The following is a 13948-nucleotide window of genomic DNA, read 5'->3' as shown; positions in this document are numbered from 1 at the left end:
AGACAAGCGGTCCCGGCGGGGGTTTTCGGATGGACGATCCCGCACCCGAAAATCCCCCCGGGACTTAGACATTCGCAGCCGCTCTCAGCGACCGCCTTTCCCCCATGAGGAGAGTTTGCGATGACCATAATGGCCCCCGCTCACGCCGACACCGCTACCGATCCCCGTGACCCGCTGGGTCGGTTGCAGCGCTTCTTCGACCCCGGAACCGTTCTCCCGCTACACCCGCGCGACAAGTCCGGTGTGCTCGCCGCCATCGGTGAGGTCGACGGCGTCCGCACCGTCGCCTACTGCTCCGACGCCACCGTGATGGGCGGCGCCATGGGCGTGGAGGGGTGCAAGCACATCGTCGACGCGATCGACACCGCCATCGATTCCCAGGTTCCCGTTGTGGGCCTGTGGCATTCGGGTGGCGCCCGGCTGGCGGAGGGCGTCGAGGCCCTGCACGCCGTCGGCCTGGTCTTCGAGGCCATGGTCCGCGCGTCCGGCCAGGTCCCCCAGATTTCCGTGGTGCTCGGCTTCGCCGCCGGCGGCGCCGCCTACGGCCCCGCGCTGACCGACATCGTCATCATGGCTCCGGAAGGCCGCGTCTTCGTGACCGGTCCGGACATCGTGAAGACGGTGACCGGTGAGAGCGTGGACATGGCGACCCTCGGTGGCCCGATCACCCACGGCAAGAAGTCCGGCGTCTGCCACATCGTCGCCGACGACGAGCAGGACGCGATGCATCGTGCGCGCCGCCTGGTCTCGATGTTCGCCGAGCAGGGCGAATTCGACCTGGCCGCAGCCGCGCACGGCGATGTCGACCTCAAGGCCATGATGCCGGAGTCGGCCAAGCGCGCCTACGACGTCAAGCCGATCATCCACGAGCTGCTCGACAACGTCGACGGCGAGAGCACCTTCGAGGAGCTGCAGGGCGGCTACGCCCGCTCCATGGTGGTCGGTCTGGGCCGGCTCGGCGGCCGCACCGTCGGTGTGCTGGCCAACAACCCGATCCGCCTGGGTGGCTGCCTCAACTCCGAAAGTGCCGAGAAGGCTTCGCGTTTCGTGCGCCTGTGCAACGCCTTCGGTATCCCGCTGATCGTCGTCACCGACGTGCCGGGCTACCTGCCGGGCGTCTCGCAGGAGTTCGAGGGCGTGGTGCGCCGCGGCGCCAAGCTGCTGCACGCCTTCGCCGAGGCCCGTGTCCCCCGCGTCACCCTGGTCACCCGCAAGATCTACGGCGGCGCCTACATCGCGATGAACGCCCGCTCGCTGGGCGCCACCGCCGTGTACGCCTGGCCGGGTTCCGAGGTCGCCGTCATGGGCGCCAAGGCCGCGGTCGGCATCCTGCACAAGAAGGCTCTCGCGGCCGCCCCGGAGGAGGAGCGCGAGGCCCTGCTGGAGCGTCTGACCGAGGAGCACGAGCGCATCGCCGGTGGCGTCCAGCGCGCCATCTCGATCGGTGTCGTGGACGAGGTCATCGAGCCCGCCAAGACCCGCTCCACCATCGCCGCCGCCCTGGCCGCCGCCCCGGCGCGGCCGCAGCACAACAAGAATATTCCGCTGTAATCGGTTACACGGCAACGCGATAGCGGGCGGTCTCCTCGGAGACCGCCCGCTTTTCGTTGGCCGGGAACGGGTTTCGCTGTCAGGCCGGGGGGATGTTGGCGTTGTGGTGGAAGACGTTGTCGGTATCCCAGGCGGATTTGAGGGCGACGAGGCGGGAGTACTTGTCGCCGTAGGATTCCCGGACACGATGCTGGTCGTGGTCGACGTAGGCGAACAGACCCGCCGGGGAGGACTCGTCGAGCATCTGCTGCAGGGCGGTGTACGGGATGGGAGTGACGAGTTCCCAGTTCATCGCGGATCCCGAGCGGGAGCCGACGTCAGGACTGGAGGCGGACCTTGTCGGCGGACTCGTTCTGGCTGGCGCATTCCTGGTAGGGATTGGGGGTGGCGGGGCGTTCGCCGCAGACCCAGCGGACGGTGTCGACGGTGACGGCGATGTCGCCGGTGGATTGTTTGGCGCGCTGGTCGGCATAGGCGGTGACGACGGAGAGCGCGGTGGGGCAGAAGCCGGCGCCCTTGGCGGTGGAGACCACGACCGCCAGGCCCCAGGGGCCGGCGCCGCACTGGACGGCCTCGTGGCCCGCGGCCGGGAAGGCGGCGGCGGAGGTGGCGGGGTGGGCCGAGGAGCCGGAGGCGACGGTGGGGCTGTTGTCGTTGCAGCCGGTGAGGGCGAAGGCCGTCGCCATGGCCAGGGCCGCACCCGCGATCGCTGTGGTCCGCACGAATCCTCCTCGTATCAGCCGACGTCGCGGCGCAGCCAGGTGACTTCAGCGCCCTCGCCGCCGAGGCGGTAGGGCTCGAGGATATCGTCCCAGGCGGTGCCGAGGGCGCGGTCGATGTCGGCGGCGATCTCGGCGGCGGAGCCGCGGCCGTGGGCGCGGGCCTCGGCGACGATGGCGCGCAGATGCATCTCACCGACCATGACGTCGCCGCAGGCGCCGGTGGCGCCGCTCCAGAGGCCGAGGCCGGGAACGAAGCTGAAGCGGGCGCCGTCGACGCCCTCGCTGGGGTCCTCGGTGACTTCGAAATACAACACGGGCCAATCCCGCAATGCTCTGGCTAATTTCCCTCCGGTACCAACCGGGCCGCACCAATCGGTGGTGGCACGCAGCTGTCCGGGATCGGCCGGCTGCGCGGTCCAGCGCAGTTTCGCGGGGGCCTTGAGAGTGGAGGTCAGAGCCCATTCGACATGCGGGCACAGCGCAGCCGGCGACGAATGGATATAGACGACTCCAGACGTCGCCTCCGCGAACTGACTAGACGCGTGCACCACTGACACCTCCGGCTCGACGAGGGACGTCTTCCCCAACGGCCCCTTCTGAGCTCGGCGTTGCCCGAGTGTACTGGAGTGCCCGGTGTTGCGTGTGTTACTTGATGCCTGTGTCGGCCGCTACGCAAACTCCGCGATTACGGCGTCGCTGAGGGGCGGCCACGCCGCTCGGGCCCAGTCCCCGAAATTTTCGTCCGCCAGCGCGAGACACGCCATGCCGACTTCCGGATCCACCCAGAGGAATGTGCCGGACTGCCCGAAGTGCCCGAAAGTCCGCGACGAGTTCGCGCCACCGGTCCAGTGCGGCGATTTGTGGTCGCGGATTTCGAAACCCAATCCCCAGTCGTTGGGGCGCTGCGACCCGTAACCGGGAAGGACACCATTGCATCCCGGGAATTGCACTGTGCTTGCTTCGGAAACCAATTCGGCACTCACGACAGCAGGTTCCAGCAATTCCTCGGCGAATCGCAGCAGATCTGCGACCGAGGAGCGGCCGGCATGTCCGGCCGAACCGACCAGCGCCGAGGAGTTCATGCCCAGCGGCTCGAAGACGGCCTCGCGCAGGTACTGGTCGAACGGGATACCGGTCTGCGCCGCAACGAAATCCGCGAGCACCTCGAACCCGGCGCTGGAGTAGATCCGCTTCGCGCCGGGCCGGGCCAGCACCACGGTGGTGTCGAAGGCCAGGCCGGAGGTGTGGGCGAGCAGGTGCCGCACTGTCGATCCAGGCGGCCCGGCGGGCTGGTCCAGCTCGATCGCGCCCTCCTCGACGGCCACCAGAACCCCGTAAGCCACAAGGGGTTTGGTCACCGAGGCGAGCGGGAAGACATGCGCGGTGTCACCCTCGGCGTCCACCACGCCCTTGCCGCGGACGACGACCCCCGCCGCCGCGTTCCGGACCGGCCACTGTCGAATCTGCTCCAGCGCTCGCACACATCGAGAGTACTGTGTTTGATTTTGCCCTCCGCTTCGCTCCGGGCGGGTTCGCGGCCCCGAGGTCTCGATTCTTCCCTCCCTCCACTCCTCCGCTGCGCTCCGTCGCTCCAAGCGCGGGGAGGCGGAGCGCAGTCCGGAATCGAGACGGCCGCGAACCTTTGGGCTGTCCGCCGGTTACGAATGCACCTGCGAGGTAGCGGTTTCGGCAGGCATGGCATTGTTCAGGGCTGACCTTGGCCGCCCGTAGCCGAAGTACACCACCAGCCCGACCGCCGACCACAGCGTGAACGCCAGCCAGGTCACCCCCGGCAGGTGGATCAGCAGCCATACGCACATGGCCACGCCGATGACCGGCACCAGCGGCACCAGGGTCCGGAACGACCGCGGTAGCTCGGGTTTGGTGCGGCGCAGCACCAGCACGCCGATGTTCACCAGCCCGAAGGACACCAGCGTGCCGATATTGGTGGCGTTCACCAGTTCGCCCAGCGGCACCAGCGCCGACAGCACCGCCACCACGCCGCCGACGATGAGCGTGTTGACCGTCGGCACCCGCTTCTCACCGACCCGCGACAGTACGGCGGGCATGAGCCCGTCGCGGGACATGGAGACCAGGATGCGGGTCTGCCCGTAGAGCACGGTCAGCACCACCGAGGCGATGGCGATGACCGCGCCGCCCGCGAGGATGGTGGCGGGCCAGCCGCGCCCGGTGACCTGTTCCAGCACGGTGGCCAGCGACGCGCCCGAGCTGCTGACGGCGTCCACGCCGACCGCGCCGACGGCGGTCAGCGCCACCAGCACGTAGACCAAGGTCACGATGCCGAGCGAAATGATGATGGCGCGCGGCAGATCTCGCTGCGGATTCTTGGCCTCCTCACCGGCGGTAGAGGCGGCGTCGAAGCCGATGAAGGAGAAGAACACCATCGAGGCCGCCGCCCCGATGCCCGAGACGCCGGCCGGCGCGAAGGGGTGCAGGTTCGAAGAGTGGAAGGCGGTGACCACCACGGCCACGAAGAACACCAGCACCGCGATCTTGATCATGGTGGTGACGGTGGTGACCCGCGCGCTCTCCCGGATGCCGCCCAGCAGCACCACGGTGGCCAGCACCACCACGATGGCGGCGGGCAGGTTGATCACCCCGCCGTGCACCCCGCCGTCGCCCGGCGGCTGCGCCAGCGCGTCCGGAATCCGCCAGCCGATGGTCGATCCCAGGAACTCGTTGAGGTACGCGCCCCAGCCGACCGCGACCGCCGCCACCGACACGCCGTACTCCAGCAGCAGGCACCACCCGCAGATCCAGGCGATGATCTCGCCCAGCGTCGCATAGGTGTACGAGTAGGCCGATCCGGACACCGGCACCGCGCCGGCCAGTTCCGCGTAGGACAGGGCGGAGAACAGCGCGGCCAGTGCGGCGATGACGAAGGAGACGACGACGGCGGGCCCGGCCAGCGGTGCGGCCTCGCCCAGGACCACGAAGATGCCGGTGCCGAGGGTGGCGCCGACCGACAGTGCGATCAGCGAGATCAGGCCCATGCTGCGCCGCAGTGCGGTGTGTTCTCCATCGGAGGTGAGCTGTTCAACTGGCTTGGTCCGCAGCAATGATGCGGTAATCCGATGGAGTCCGGGCATGTGCGGCCACGCTACCGGGTCGGACCGGTCGAAATGGCATCAGGGTGGCACATCCATCGGGGGATCCGTACTGCTCACAGCTATGTACTGGCGTCGCAGAGGTATTCACCATCGTCGCTACGACCCGCACAGACCGTACGCCCGGTTACGATCGGACCCATCATGAGTGAGCAGGTCACGATCCATGGCGAGGTGGACGCGGGTTTCGGCCCGGTCGCCGACGCGTTCCGCCGCAACTTCGGCCGGCACGGGGAGATCGGTGCGGCGGTGGCGGTCTACGACGGGGATCGGCCCGTGGTGGATCTGTGGGCGGGGCATCGCGATCGCAAGCGCCGGGTGATGTGGGAGCGCGACACCATGGCCCCGGTGTGGTCCTCGACCAAGGGCATGACCGCGTTCGCGGTGGCGGCGGTGGTGTCGCGGGGGCTGCTGGACTACGAGGACCCGGTGGCGCTGCACTGGCCGGAGTTCGCCGCGCACGGCAAGGAGTCCATCACCGTGCGGCAGCTGCTGGACCATCAGGCCGGGCTGGCAGCGCTGGATCGGCCGTTCCGGCTCGCGGATATGGCCGATCTGGATCGGATGGCGGTGGTGCTGGCCGAGCAGAAACCGTTGTGGCGGCCCGGAACCCGGCACGGCTATCACCCGATCACGGCCGGGCTGTATCAGGGCGAGCTGCTGCGGCGGGTCGATCCGGAGCATCGCACGCTGGGCCGCATCTTCGCCGAGGACATTGCCGCACCGCTGGGCGCGGAGTTCTATATCGGCCTGCCGGAGGAGGTTTCGCTGGATCGGGTGGCCGCGCTGTCGGCGACCGAGGGCCTCGACATTCTGCGCTATGAGCGAGATCTGCCGGTGCGCATCGGCATTCAGCTCTACAGCAAGCGCGGCCTGTCCTTCCGCGCGCTGAACAGCCCGCAGGTCGGTGCGCCCGCCCGGGCCGCCCGGCGCGAATTCCTCGCGGTGGAGAGCCCGGCCGCAGGCGGTGTCGGCACCGCGCGGGCGCTGGCGCGGGTATACGGCGCGGCGGCGGGGCGGACCGGTGAGCTGCCCATCGAGCCGAGCCTGCTGGACCGCCTGGGCTCCCCCGACACCGCCGACGACGTCCCGGCCGAGGACCTGGTGCTGCTCACCCCGAGCCGCTACCACCTGGGCTTCCGCCGGTCGCGCGGCGGTTTCCGGTTCGGCTCCGACCAGCGCGCCTACGGCACCACCGGCTATGGCGGCTCGTTCGGATTCGCCGATCCGGCAACGGGTCTGGGGTTCGGCTATGTGATGAACCGCCTGGGTATGGCGGTGCTCGACGATGTCCGTTCGCGCAATCTCCGTGAGGCCCTGCTCCGCTGTCGCTGACCGAAAGGAATAGGTCCATGCCGAGCCAACCGTGGGTGATGCCCGACGAAGGACAGCCACATCGGCGGACCTGGATGGCCTTCGGGGCCGATGAGCGGGTGTGGACGCCCGAGCTGCTCCCCCGCATTCGCGAGGATGTGGCCCGGATCGCCCGCACCGTCGCGCGATTCGAGCCGGTGTCGATGCTGGTGCGGCCGGAGGAATTCGATCTGGCCCGCGCGCTGGCCGGGCCGGAGGTGGCGCTGGTGCCCGCGGAGATGGACGATCTGTGGCTGCGCGACAGCGGCCCGGTGTTCGTGGGCGGCGACGGGGCCATGGCGGCGGTCGATTTCAACTTCAATGCCTGGGGCGACAAGCAGGAGTATCAGGAGGATGCGCGGCTGGCCGGGCTGGTCGCCGAGCGCACCGGGGCGGAACTGCTGACGACCGAGCTGATACTGGAGGGCGGCGGCATCGAGGTCGACGGGGCGGGCACCGCCATCGTCACCGAGAGCTGCGTGCTCAACGACAATCGCAATCCCGGCTGGCAGCGCGAGGACGTGGAGGCGGAACTGGCTCGGCTGCTGGGGATTTCGAAGGTCATCTGGCTGCCCGGCATCGCCGGCTACGACGTCACCGATGGGCACACCGATTTCTACGCGCGGTTCGCGGGCCCGGGCGTGGTGGTGGCCGGTCGCGAGGACGATGTGGACTGCTACGACTACGACGTCACCCGCCGCCATCTCGCCATCCTCCAGGACTCCGCCGATGCCCTGGGCCGCCCGCTGCAAGTGGAGGTGATTCCCGGCCCGGCGCGAGTGCGCGACGAGTTCGCCGACGACGACTTCGCGGCCGGTTACATGAACTTCTATGTCTGCAACGGCGCGGTCGTGGCCCCCGAGTTCGGGGATCGGGAGGCCGACGCCTTCGCCGAAGCCACACTGGCGCGGCTGTTTCCGGGCCGCCGGGTGGTGCAGATCGATATCGACGCGGTCGCCGCGGGCGGCGGCGGCATCCATTGCACGACCCAGCAGGAGCCGGCGTAGACCTCAGCCGTGTTCCACGTCGTGCACGTGGTGCACGAGGTCGTGCAGGAAGTACCGCGCCATGGAGTCGATGGTGAACGCGGAGCCGTTGCTGCGCAGTGCGGCCCGGTCGAGTTCGGTGACCGGCACGGCTTCGAAGGCGCGGGCGGCGGTCTCGGCAGCGGCCGTGAGTTCGACTGCGACGGTGGCCGTTTCGGCGGCGGTGTAGTCCGCGGCGATCGCGGTGGCGTCCTGGTCCCAGTTGGCGAACATGGGAATGCCGTTGTCCCCCACGGTGACCGCGGTGTCGTAGGCGGGGATCACCGGGCCGGGACGGGGCCCGCCGGTGCGGGCGATGTCGAGGCGGTGGGTGAAGATGAGGCACACGTCGCGGACGTGGGCCGCGTACTCGAGCGGCGACCAGGTCGATTCATCGGGCCGTTGCCGGGCGTCGGGTCGCTCCAGGGCGGCGGCGAGGCGGGCGGCACTGGCGCGGGCCGACCCCGGCACCGCCGCGAAGGCGGTGGCGGCGGGGTCGAATCCGCACTCGGCGCAGGCGCGTTCGAGCACCCACGTCCAGTCCTTGGCATCGGGAACGATCGGCATGGCGACCAACTTACGGTGCCGTCACTCCATCAGCTGGTGTGCCTTCTCGAACAGTTCGAGGGTGATGGCGTGCAGGAAGTCGCCGACCTGCTTGGGGGCCTTGCCCGCGCAGGCCCGGGCGTGCGTGCCCTCGAGCACGATGCCGAGCTTGAAGCAGGCCAGCACGGTGTACCAGGTGACATGGGTCAGGTCGCGGTCGGAGAACTTCGCGTAGTGGGCGATCATCTCCTCGGGTGTGGGCAGGCCGCCCACCGCGCCGAGAGAGCCGACCAGCGCCGCGCCGGTGGTGCCGGGGACCGGGCGGGTGGCGATCTGCCAGCCCAGGTCCAGCAGCGGGTCGCCGATGGTGGACATCTCCCAGTCGACCATGGCCACCACCTCGGGGCCGTCGTAGGAGAACATCATGTTGGCGAGGTGGCAGTCGCCGTGCAGGATGCCGGCTTTCGGCTGGGTGGGGCGGTTACGGTCGAGCCAGTCGCCGACCTGGGCGACGCCGGGGATCTCCGGGCCGGGGTAGCCGTCGTTGACGCTGTAGGAGTCGAGCTCCTTGAGCCAGCGCGGCACCTGGCGTTCCAGAAAGCCCTCCGGCTTGCCGTAGTCGGCCAGGCCGAGCGCCTCGTGGTCGAGCGAGCCGAGGCGGGCGATGGCCTCGACCGCGGACAGGCCCATCTGCCGGCGCACCTCGGGGTCGGAGGCGTGCGGTTCGGGCAGTTCGTTCTGCGGGTTGAAGCCGACGATCGGTTCCATGAGGTAGAAGGACGCGCCGAGCACGGATTCGTCGGGGCAGGCGGCGATCACCTTGGGGGCGCGAATCTCGGTGTCGCCGAGGGCGCCGAGGATGCGGGATTCACGCTGGATGACGGTGTTGCTGGCGGACCGCAGATGCTTGGGCCCGCGTCGCAGCACGTACTCGCGGCCGCCGCGGCGGAAGCGGAGCATGATGTTCTGGGTGCCGCCGCCGAGCGGCTTCACCTCCTCGAACTCCCCGCCGGGCAGGCCCTGCTCTTCCATCCACTTTCCGACGATGGCGAAATCGACGACGTCACGATCCACTTCGACCGGCTGCGCAACAGACATGCCGCCTATTCTGCCGTAGCGGTCCACACGAACTGAAGGCAGTCGCCAGCAGTAACTGCAAAATTGGACGGAGCGTAATGTGCGTGGTCAAATGCGCACCCTGTTGATCGACAACTACGACTCGTTCACCTACAACCTGTATCAGCTGATCAGCGAGGTGAACGGGGTCGAACCCGTGGTTGTGCGCAATGACGAGGCGGCTTCGATCGGGGAGCTCGGGCTCGGGGAGTTCGACAACATCGTCGTCTCCCCCGGGCCCGGTCGGCCGGATGTCCCGCGCGATTTCGGCATCTCGGCGGCCCTGATCGCCGGAGCCGAGCTGCCGGTGCTGGGAGTGTGCCTGGGGCATCAGGGCATCGTGATCGCGGCGGGTGGGCAGGTGGTCACGGCGCCGCAGGCCCGGCACGGGTACCCGGATCTGATCAGCCATGACGGGCGGGACCTGTTCGCCGGTGTGCCGCAGGACTTCTCGGCGGTGCGCTATCACTCGCTGTGTGCGGCTCGCCCATTGCCGGCGGACCTCGAGGTCACGGCGACCACGCCGGACGGGGTGATCATGGGCGTGCGGCACCGCATCCGGCCGCAGTGGGGCGTGCAGTTCCATCCCGAGTCGATCTCCAGCGAGCACGGGGAACTGCTGCTGCGCAATTTCGCCGCATTGACCGCCGACTATCAACGGCGGCAGGGCATTTCCCGAGAGCCCGCACGAACGATGCCGGCGCGCCCCCGGATCGGAGGCGAGTCTTCGAGACCGCCCGCCGTCGGCGCGCCCGTCCGCTATCGGGTCGAGCAGACGGTCGTGGAGCGGGCCGTCGATACCGAGGCGGCCTTCGACGCGCTGTATGCCGGTTCCCCGCATGCCTTCTGGCTCGACAGCGAGCATGTGGAGCCGGGGCTGGATCGCTTCTCGTTCCTGGGTGACGCGTCCGGGCCGCTGGCGGAGGTGGTGCGGTATCGGGTCGGCAGCGGCCGGGTCGAGATCGAGTCGGCGGCCGGGCCGCGCACGGTGCCGGGCGGGGTGCTCGACTATCTATCCGCCGAGCTACGCCGTCGGGAGATCGAATTCCCGGATGTGCCTTTCGATTTCGCCGGTGGCTATGTCGGCTATCTCGGCTACGAGATGAAGGCGGACTGCGGTGCCGGGGCCGTGCATCGCGCGGCCACGCCCGACGCCCAGTGGATCTTCGCGGACCGGTTGATCGTGGTCGATCACGAAGCGGGCCGCACCCATCTGCTGGCGCTGGCCGAGCCGGATGCCGCTGCCGCCGCACAGGATTGGCTGGCCGCCGCCCGGGCCGTGGTGGAAACCCTTCCGACCTGGGAGAATCCGCGGGACCTCGAGCTGCGCGCCGACGAGGCCACGGTCGCGCCGTTCCTCACGCGCGGCCGGGACCGCTATCTCGCCGATGTGGCGGCCTGCAGGGAGCAGCTGCTCGCGGGCGAGTCGTACGAAATCTGCATCACCGACAGCGCTCATCCCCCGGGCGGCGCCGACGGCCTCTCCGTGTATCGCACGCTGCGCCGGTGCAATCCGGCCCCCTACGCGGCATTCCTGCGCTTCGCCGGGCTGGAGGTGGCGTGTTCCTCGCCGGAGCGCTTCCTCAAGGTGGATCGCTCCCGCACGGTGGAGAGCAAGCCGATCAAGGGCACCGCCCCGCGCGGTGGCACTGCCGCCGAGGATGAAGAGCTGAAGGACGAGCTGGCCCGCAGCCCCAAGACCCGCGCCGAGAACCTCATGATCGTGGATCTGCTCCGCAACGACCTGGGCCGGGTCTGCGAGATCGGCTCGGTGCACGTCCCCAAGCTCATGGCCGTCGAGACCTACACGACCCTGCACCAGCTGGTCTCCACCGTGCGCGGCACCCTCCGCCCCGACCTGGACGTCATCGACTGTCTCCGAGCCTGTTTCCCCGGCGGTTCCATGACCGGCGCCCCCAAACTCCGCACCCTCGAAATCATCGACTCCCTCGAAACCGAGGCCCGGGGCATCTATTCCGGCACCATCGGCTTCCTCGGCCTCGGCGGCGCCGCCGACCTGAACATCGTCATCCGCACCGCCGTCCGCCACGACAATCGCTGGCGAGTCGGCGCGGGCGGCGCGGTCGTCCTCGACTCCGACCCGGCCGGCGAGTACCACGAAATGGTCTGGAAGGCCGCCGCCGCGCTGCGCGCCCTGCCCGGCCTGGGCGTCCCGCCCCGCGACCGCATTCCCTCGGCCAGGTAGTCCGGCCCACCGGGGTGCTGCGACCTCACTTGCGGCGGGAGCGGCGTGACTTGCCTTCGGGCCGTTCGGGTTCCGGGTTCTCGCGGGTTCCGGTGAGGCGGCCGAGCAGGGAGACGCCGGGGAGTTTGTCCAGGCGGGTGAAGACCTCCTCGCCGAGGGCGGTGACCGCCTCGAGCCGGGTGAGGATCTTGTCGTAGGCGACGAAGGCCGGCTCGGCCAGGGCGAGGGTGCGATCGAGGCGGTCGATGGTGGAGTTGAGGCGCTCGACGGCGATGGTGAGGCTCTGGATCAGGTCGGGCAGCTGGGCGGCGAGCTGGATGGAGGCGGGCGGGAGGCGGACGGCGGTGTCGAAGGCGGTGGACGCGGTCACCTGGGCGGAATCCAGGGCCTGACCGGCCGCGCTCTGGGCGGCTTCGACCGCGGCCTGGGCCGCCGCCAGGATGTCCCCGGCGGTGGGGACGCGCGAGGTCGACGGTTTGGCGGGCTGACGGTCGCTCCCCTTGGGGTTGGTCATACCTCTACTGTGCCGCACGATTTTCAGATTGGCCCGCAGGGCCGGGCATGCGGTTTTGTCGGAGGGTCGTGGCATAGTTCGACCACGATGAAACTGACCATGGGTGGCCATACGACGGTTCCGACATCGCTTCTGACGGTTGTGCTTTCGTGGCGGTCGGAGCATGCCGTGCGGGCGCAGGCCGTGCTGGTGGCGGAGCACGGGCGGGCCCGGTCGGACCGGGATTTCGTCTGGTTCGACGCGCCCCGGCACGTCTCGCAGGCGGTGACGCTGGATCGGGAGCCCGCGCCCGGGACGGCGCGGCTGTCGGTCTCGCTCCCGCGCACCGGGCCGGAGGTGGCGGGAATCGTGGTCATCGCTTCGGTGCCAGGCGGTTTCGCCGATGTCGCGGACCTCCGGCTGACCGTGTTCGACCACGACCATCCGGTCGCTTGGTACGACATCGACACGCCGGACCCCGCACCGGCCCTGGTGCTGGGTGAGTTCACGCGCGCCGAGGAGGGCTGGGAGTTCCGGGCACTGGCCGACGCCGGGGTCAGCCTGGCCGGGCTGGTGCGCGAGTTCGGGGTGCGCATCGATCCCGCGCACGGCTTCGAACCCGAGCCGCGCCGCACGCCGCCGCCCCCGGATCCCGAACGGGCGGAATGGCATCCGGATCCTCGCGATCCGGCCCGCCTGCGCTGGTGGGACGGCACGACCTGGACGGCGTCGGCCCGCCCTGCCCCGCCGCAGGATGCCCGCCACTGCCCGCGCTGCGGGGCGCCGCGCCGCCGCCTGTTCGGCGCGGCGCTGTTCGGCGCCACGCCGCTGTGCCGCGAATGCGCCACCGAGACAGCCGAATACCTGCGCACCTGGCGGCCCCGCGCCGAGCGCACCCTGCGTGGCCTCTCCCCGCACGACGACTGGGAGACGCTCTGGGCCGCGCTGCGCTTCCAGCGCGTCGACCGCGCCGCCGCCCTGGATCTGCTGCGCCCGCCCGCCCTCGATCAGCTGGAACGCCTGGTCGCCTTCACCTTCGCCGACGGCGTGGTGGACGAGTCCGACGTGGACGACTTCGAGGACACCGTCGCGGAGCTGTCCCTGTCGGGCCCGGTCATCGAGGACCTGCGCCGCCGCCTGCACCGCGGCCGCCTGCTCACCCGGCTGCGGTCCGGCGAGCTGCCGCAGCAGCCCACCACGGGCCTGCACCTGGATCCCGACGAGCGGGTTCACCTGAACCTCCCCGCCGTGCACATCCGGCAGCTGGCCCGCGGCCCCAAGCGCACCGAGGGCCGTCTGATCGTCAGCAACCGCAAGCTGCGCTTCACGGGCGCGGATACCGGCACCGAAATGCCTTGGGCCCGTGTGGTTTCGGTGACGGCCGCCGATGGCCTGGTCGAGGTGTCGGCCACCTCCTCGCGCGGCGGCGCGATCCTCGAGGTCGCCGATCCGGACTTCGTGGCCGCCGCCATGGAGGGCGCGCTGCGCATCGCCAAGCGCCTGGCCCTCACCCCGGGCCGCCGCGACACCCGTTCCATCCCACCGGATGTCAAGGCCGTGGTGTGGCAGCGCGACGGTGGCAAATGCGTCGAATGCGGCGACAGTCACTATCTCGAATTCGACCACATCATCCCGATCAGCCGCGGCGGCGCGACCAGCCCCGCGAACCTGCAGATCCTCTGCCGCGCCTGCAACCGCACCAAGGGCGCGCATATCTGACCCCGCGAAGCCGCACATCCAACCCCATCGACGCGCGGGGCACGGGCGAATGTGGGGAATCCGACGCCATGCGATGAATCATGTTGAGC

General features: G+C 69.8%; 12 protein-coding genes and 1 pseudogene. 5 read left to right on the top strand and 8 right to left on the bottom strand.

Features of this window, described 5'->3' with window-relative positions; all coding sequences use genetic code 11:
- The first annotated feature begins 120 nt into the window (after positions 1–120).
- Positions 121–1551, top strand: a complete 1431-nt coding sequence (locus ACFXIV_RS33870) for an acyl-CoA carboxylase subunit beta (RefSeq protein ID WP_379378453.1) — start codon at positions 121–123, stop codon at positions 1549–1551.
- A 79-nt stretch (positions 1552–1630) separates the two neighbouring features.
- On the opposite strand, the gene ACFXIV_RS33865 is transcribed toward ACFXIV_RS33870, so the two are convergent.
- The 5 genes from ACFXIV_RS33865 to ACFXIV_RS33845 all read right to left on the bottom strand — a co-directional run bounded on the left by ACFXIV_RS33865 (position 1631) and on the right by ACFXIV_RS33845 (position 5383).
- Entirely contained in the window at positions 1631–1843 is a 213-nt protein-coding gene (locus ACFXIV_RS33865) for a BBE domain-containing protein (protein ID WP_379399912.1), read from the bottom strand.
- Between the two features lie 25 nt (positions 1844–1868).
- Positions 1869–2273 carry a hypothetical protein gene (locus tag ACFXIV_RS33860; protein ID WP_379399913.1) on the bottom strand — a complete coding sequence of 135 codons (405 nt, stop codon included), beginning with the start codon at positions 2271–2273 and terminating at the stop codon, positions 1869–1871.
- A 14-nt stretch (positions 2274–2287) separates the two neighbouring features.
- Positions 2288–2821, bottom strand: a complete 534-nt coding sequence (locus ACFXIV_RS33855) for a DUF3145 domain-containing protein (protein WP_379378458.1) — start codon at positions 2819–2821, stop codon at positions 2288–2290.
- Between the two features lie 120 nt (positions 2822–2941).
- On the bottom strand, positions 2942–3754 hold the full coding sequence (locus tag ACFXIV_RS33850) for a serine hydrolase domain-containing protein (protein WP_379399914.1): 813 nt from the start codon (positions 3752–3754) through the stop codon (positions 2942–2944).
- Between the two features lie 177 nt (positions 3755–3931).
- Positions 3932–5383, bottom strand: a complete 1452-nt coding sequence (locus ACFXIV_RS33845; protein WP_379399915.1) for an amino acid permease — start codon at positions 5381–5383, stop codon at positions 3932–3934.
- A gap of 162 nt (positions 5384–5545) precedes the next feature.
- Between ACFXIV_RS33845 and ACFXIV_RS33840 the strand changes: the two genes are divergently transcribed.
- Positions 5546–6736 carry a serine hydrolase domain-containing protein gene (locus ACFXIV_RS33840; RefSeq protein WP_379399916.1) on the top strand — a complete coding sequence of 397 codons (1191 nt, stop codon included), beginning with the start codon at positions 5546–5548 and terminating at the stop codon, positions 6734–6736.
- A 23-nt stretch (positions 6737–6759) separates the two neighbouring features.
- Positions 6760–7761 (top strand): annotated as a pseudogene (locus ACFXIV_RS33835) (agmatine/peptidylarginine deiminase); the annotation flags it as partial.
- A 3-nt stretch (positions 7762–7764) separates the two neighbouring features.
- Here the strand turns inward: ACFXIV_RS33835 and ACFXIV_RS33830 are convergent.
- Together ACFXIV_RS33830 and ACFXIV_RS33825 are read right to left on the bottom strand one after the other, a co-directional pair.
- Entirely contained in the window at positions 7765–8346 is a 582-nt protein-coding gene (locus tag ACFXIV_RS33830; RefSeq protein ID WP_379399917.1) for a DinB family protein, read from the bottom strand.
- 21 nt (positions 8347–8367) lie between these two features.
- Positions 8368–9423, bottom strand: coding sequence for a phosphotransferase family protein (locus tag ACFXIV_RS33825; protein WP_379399918.1), 1056 nt, complete (start codon positions 9421–9423; stop codon positions 8368–8370).
- A 91-nt stretch (positions 9424–9514) separates the two neighbouring features.
- Between ACFXIV_RS33825 and pabB the strand changes: the two genes are divergently transcribed.
- Positions 9515–11647, top strand: a complete 2133-nt coding sequence (pabB, locus tag ACFXIV_RS33820) for an aminodeoxychorismate synthase component I (protein ID WP_379399920.1) — start codon at positions 9515–9517, stop codon at positions 11645–11647.
- A 25-nt stretch (positions 11648–11672) separates the two neighbouring features.
- On the opposite strand, the gene ACFXIV_RS33815 is transcribed toward pabB, so the two are convergent.
- On the bottom strand, positions 11673–12161 hold the full coding sequence (locus ACFXIV_RS33815; protein ID WP_379399922.1) for a hypothetical protein: 489 nt from the start codon (positions 12159–12161) through the stop codon (positions 11673–11675).
- Between the two features lie 87 nt (positions 12162–12248).
- On the opposite strand from ACFXIV_RS33815, the gene ACFXIV_RS33810 reads away from it, so the two are divergent.
- Positions 12249–13859, top strand: coding sequence for a TerD family protein (locus ACFXIV_RS33810; RefSeq protein ID WP_379399924.1), 1611 nt, complete (start codon positions 12249–12251; stop codon positions 13857–13859).
- Positions 13860–13948: the final 89 nt, after the last annotated feature.

Source organism: Nocardia sp. NPDC059236 (genome assembly GCF_042754085.1).
Taxonomy (GTDB): domain Bacteria; phylum Actinomycetota; class Actinomycetes; order Mycobacteriales; family Mycobacteriaceae; genus Nocardia.
This window is presented reverse-complemented; position numbering and strand designations above follow the sequence as displayed.

Bases quoted from the DNA above. Each gene is read 5' to 3' on its own strand.
- ACFXIV_RS33815 (WP_379399922.1), bottom strand. From the start codon at position 12,161: ATGACCAACCCCAAGGGGAGCGACCGTCAGCCCGCCAAACCGTCGACC.
- ACFXIV_RS33870 (WP_379378453.1), top strand. From the start codon at position 121: ATGACCATAATGGCCCCCGCTCACGCCGACACCGCTACCGATCCCCGT.
- pabB (WP_379399920.1), top strand. From the start codon at position 9,515: ATGCGCACCCTGTTGATCGACAACTACGACTCGTTCACCTACAACCTG.
- ACFXIV_RS33810 (WP_379399924.1), top strand. From the start codon at position 12,249: ATGAAACTGACCATGGGTGGCCATACGACGGTTCCGACATCGCTTCTG.
- ACFXIV_RS33865 (WP_379399912.1), bottom strand. From the start codon at position 1,843: ATGAACTGGGAACTCGTCACTCCCATCCCGTACACCGCCCTGCAGCAG.
- ACFXIV_RS33840 (WP_379399916.1), top strand. From the start codon at position 5,546: ATGAGTGAGCAGGTCACGATCCATGGCGAGGTGGACGCGGGTTTCGGC.
- ACFXIV_RS33825 (WP_379399918.1), bottom strand. From the start codon at position 9,423: ATGTCTGTTGCGCAGCCGGTCGAAGTGGATCGTGACGTCGTCGATTTC.
- ACFXIV_RS33830 (WP_379399917.1), bottom strand. From the start codon at position 8,346: ATGCCGATCGTTCCCGATGCCAAGGACTGGACGTGGGTGCTCGAACGC.
- ACFXIV_RS33845 (WP_379399915.1), bottom strand. From the start codon at position 5,383: ATGCCCGGACTCCATCGGATTACCGCATCATTGCTGCGGACCAAGCCA.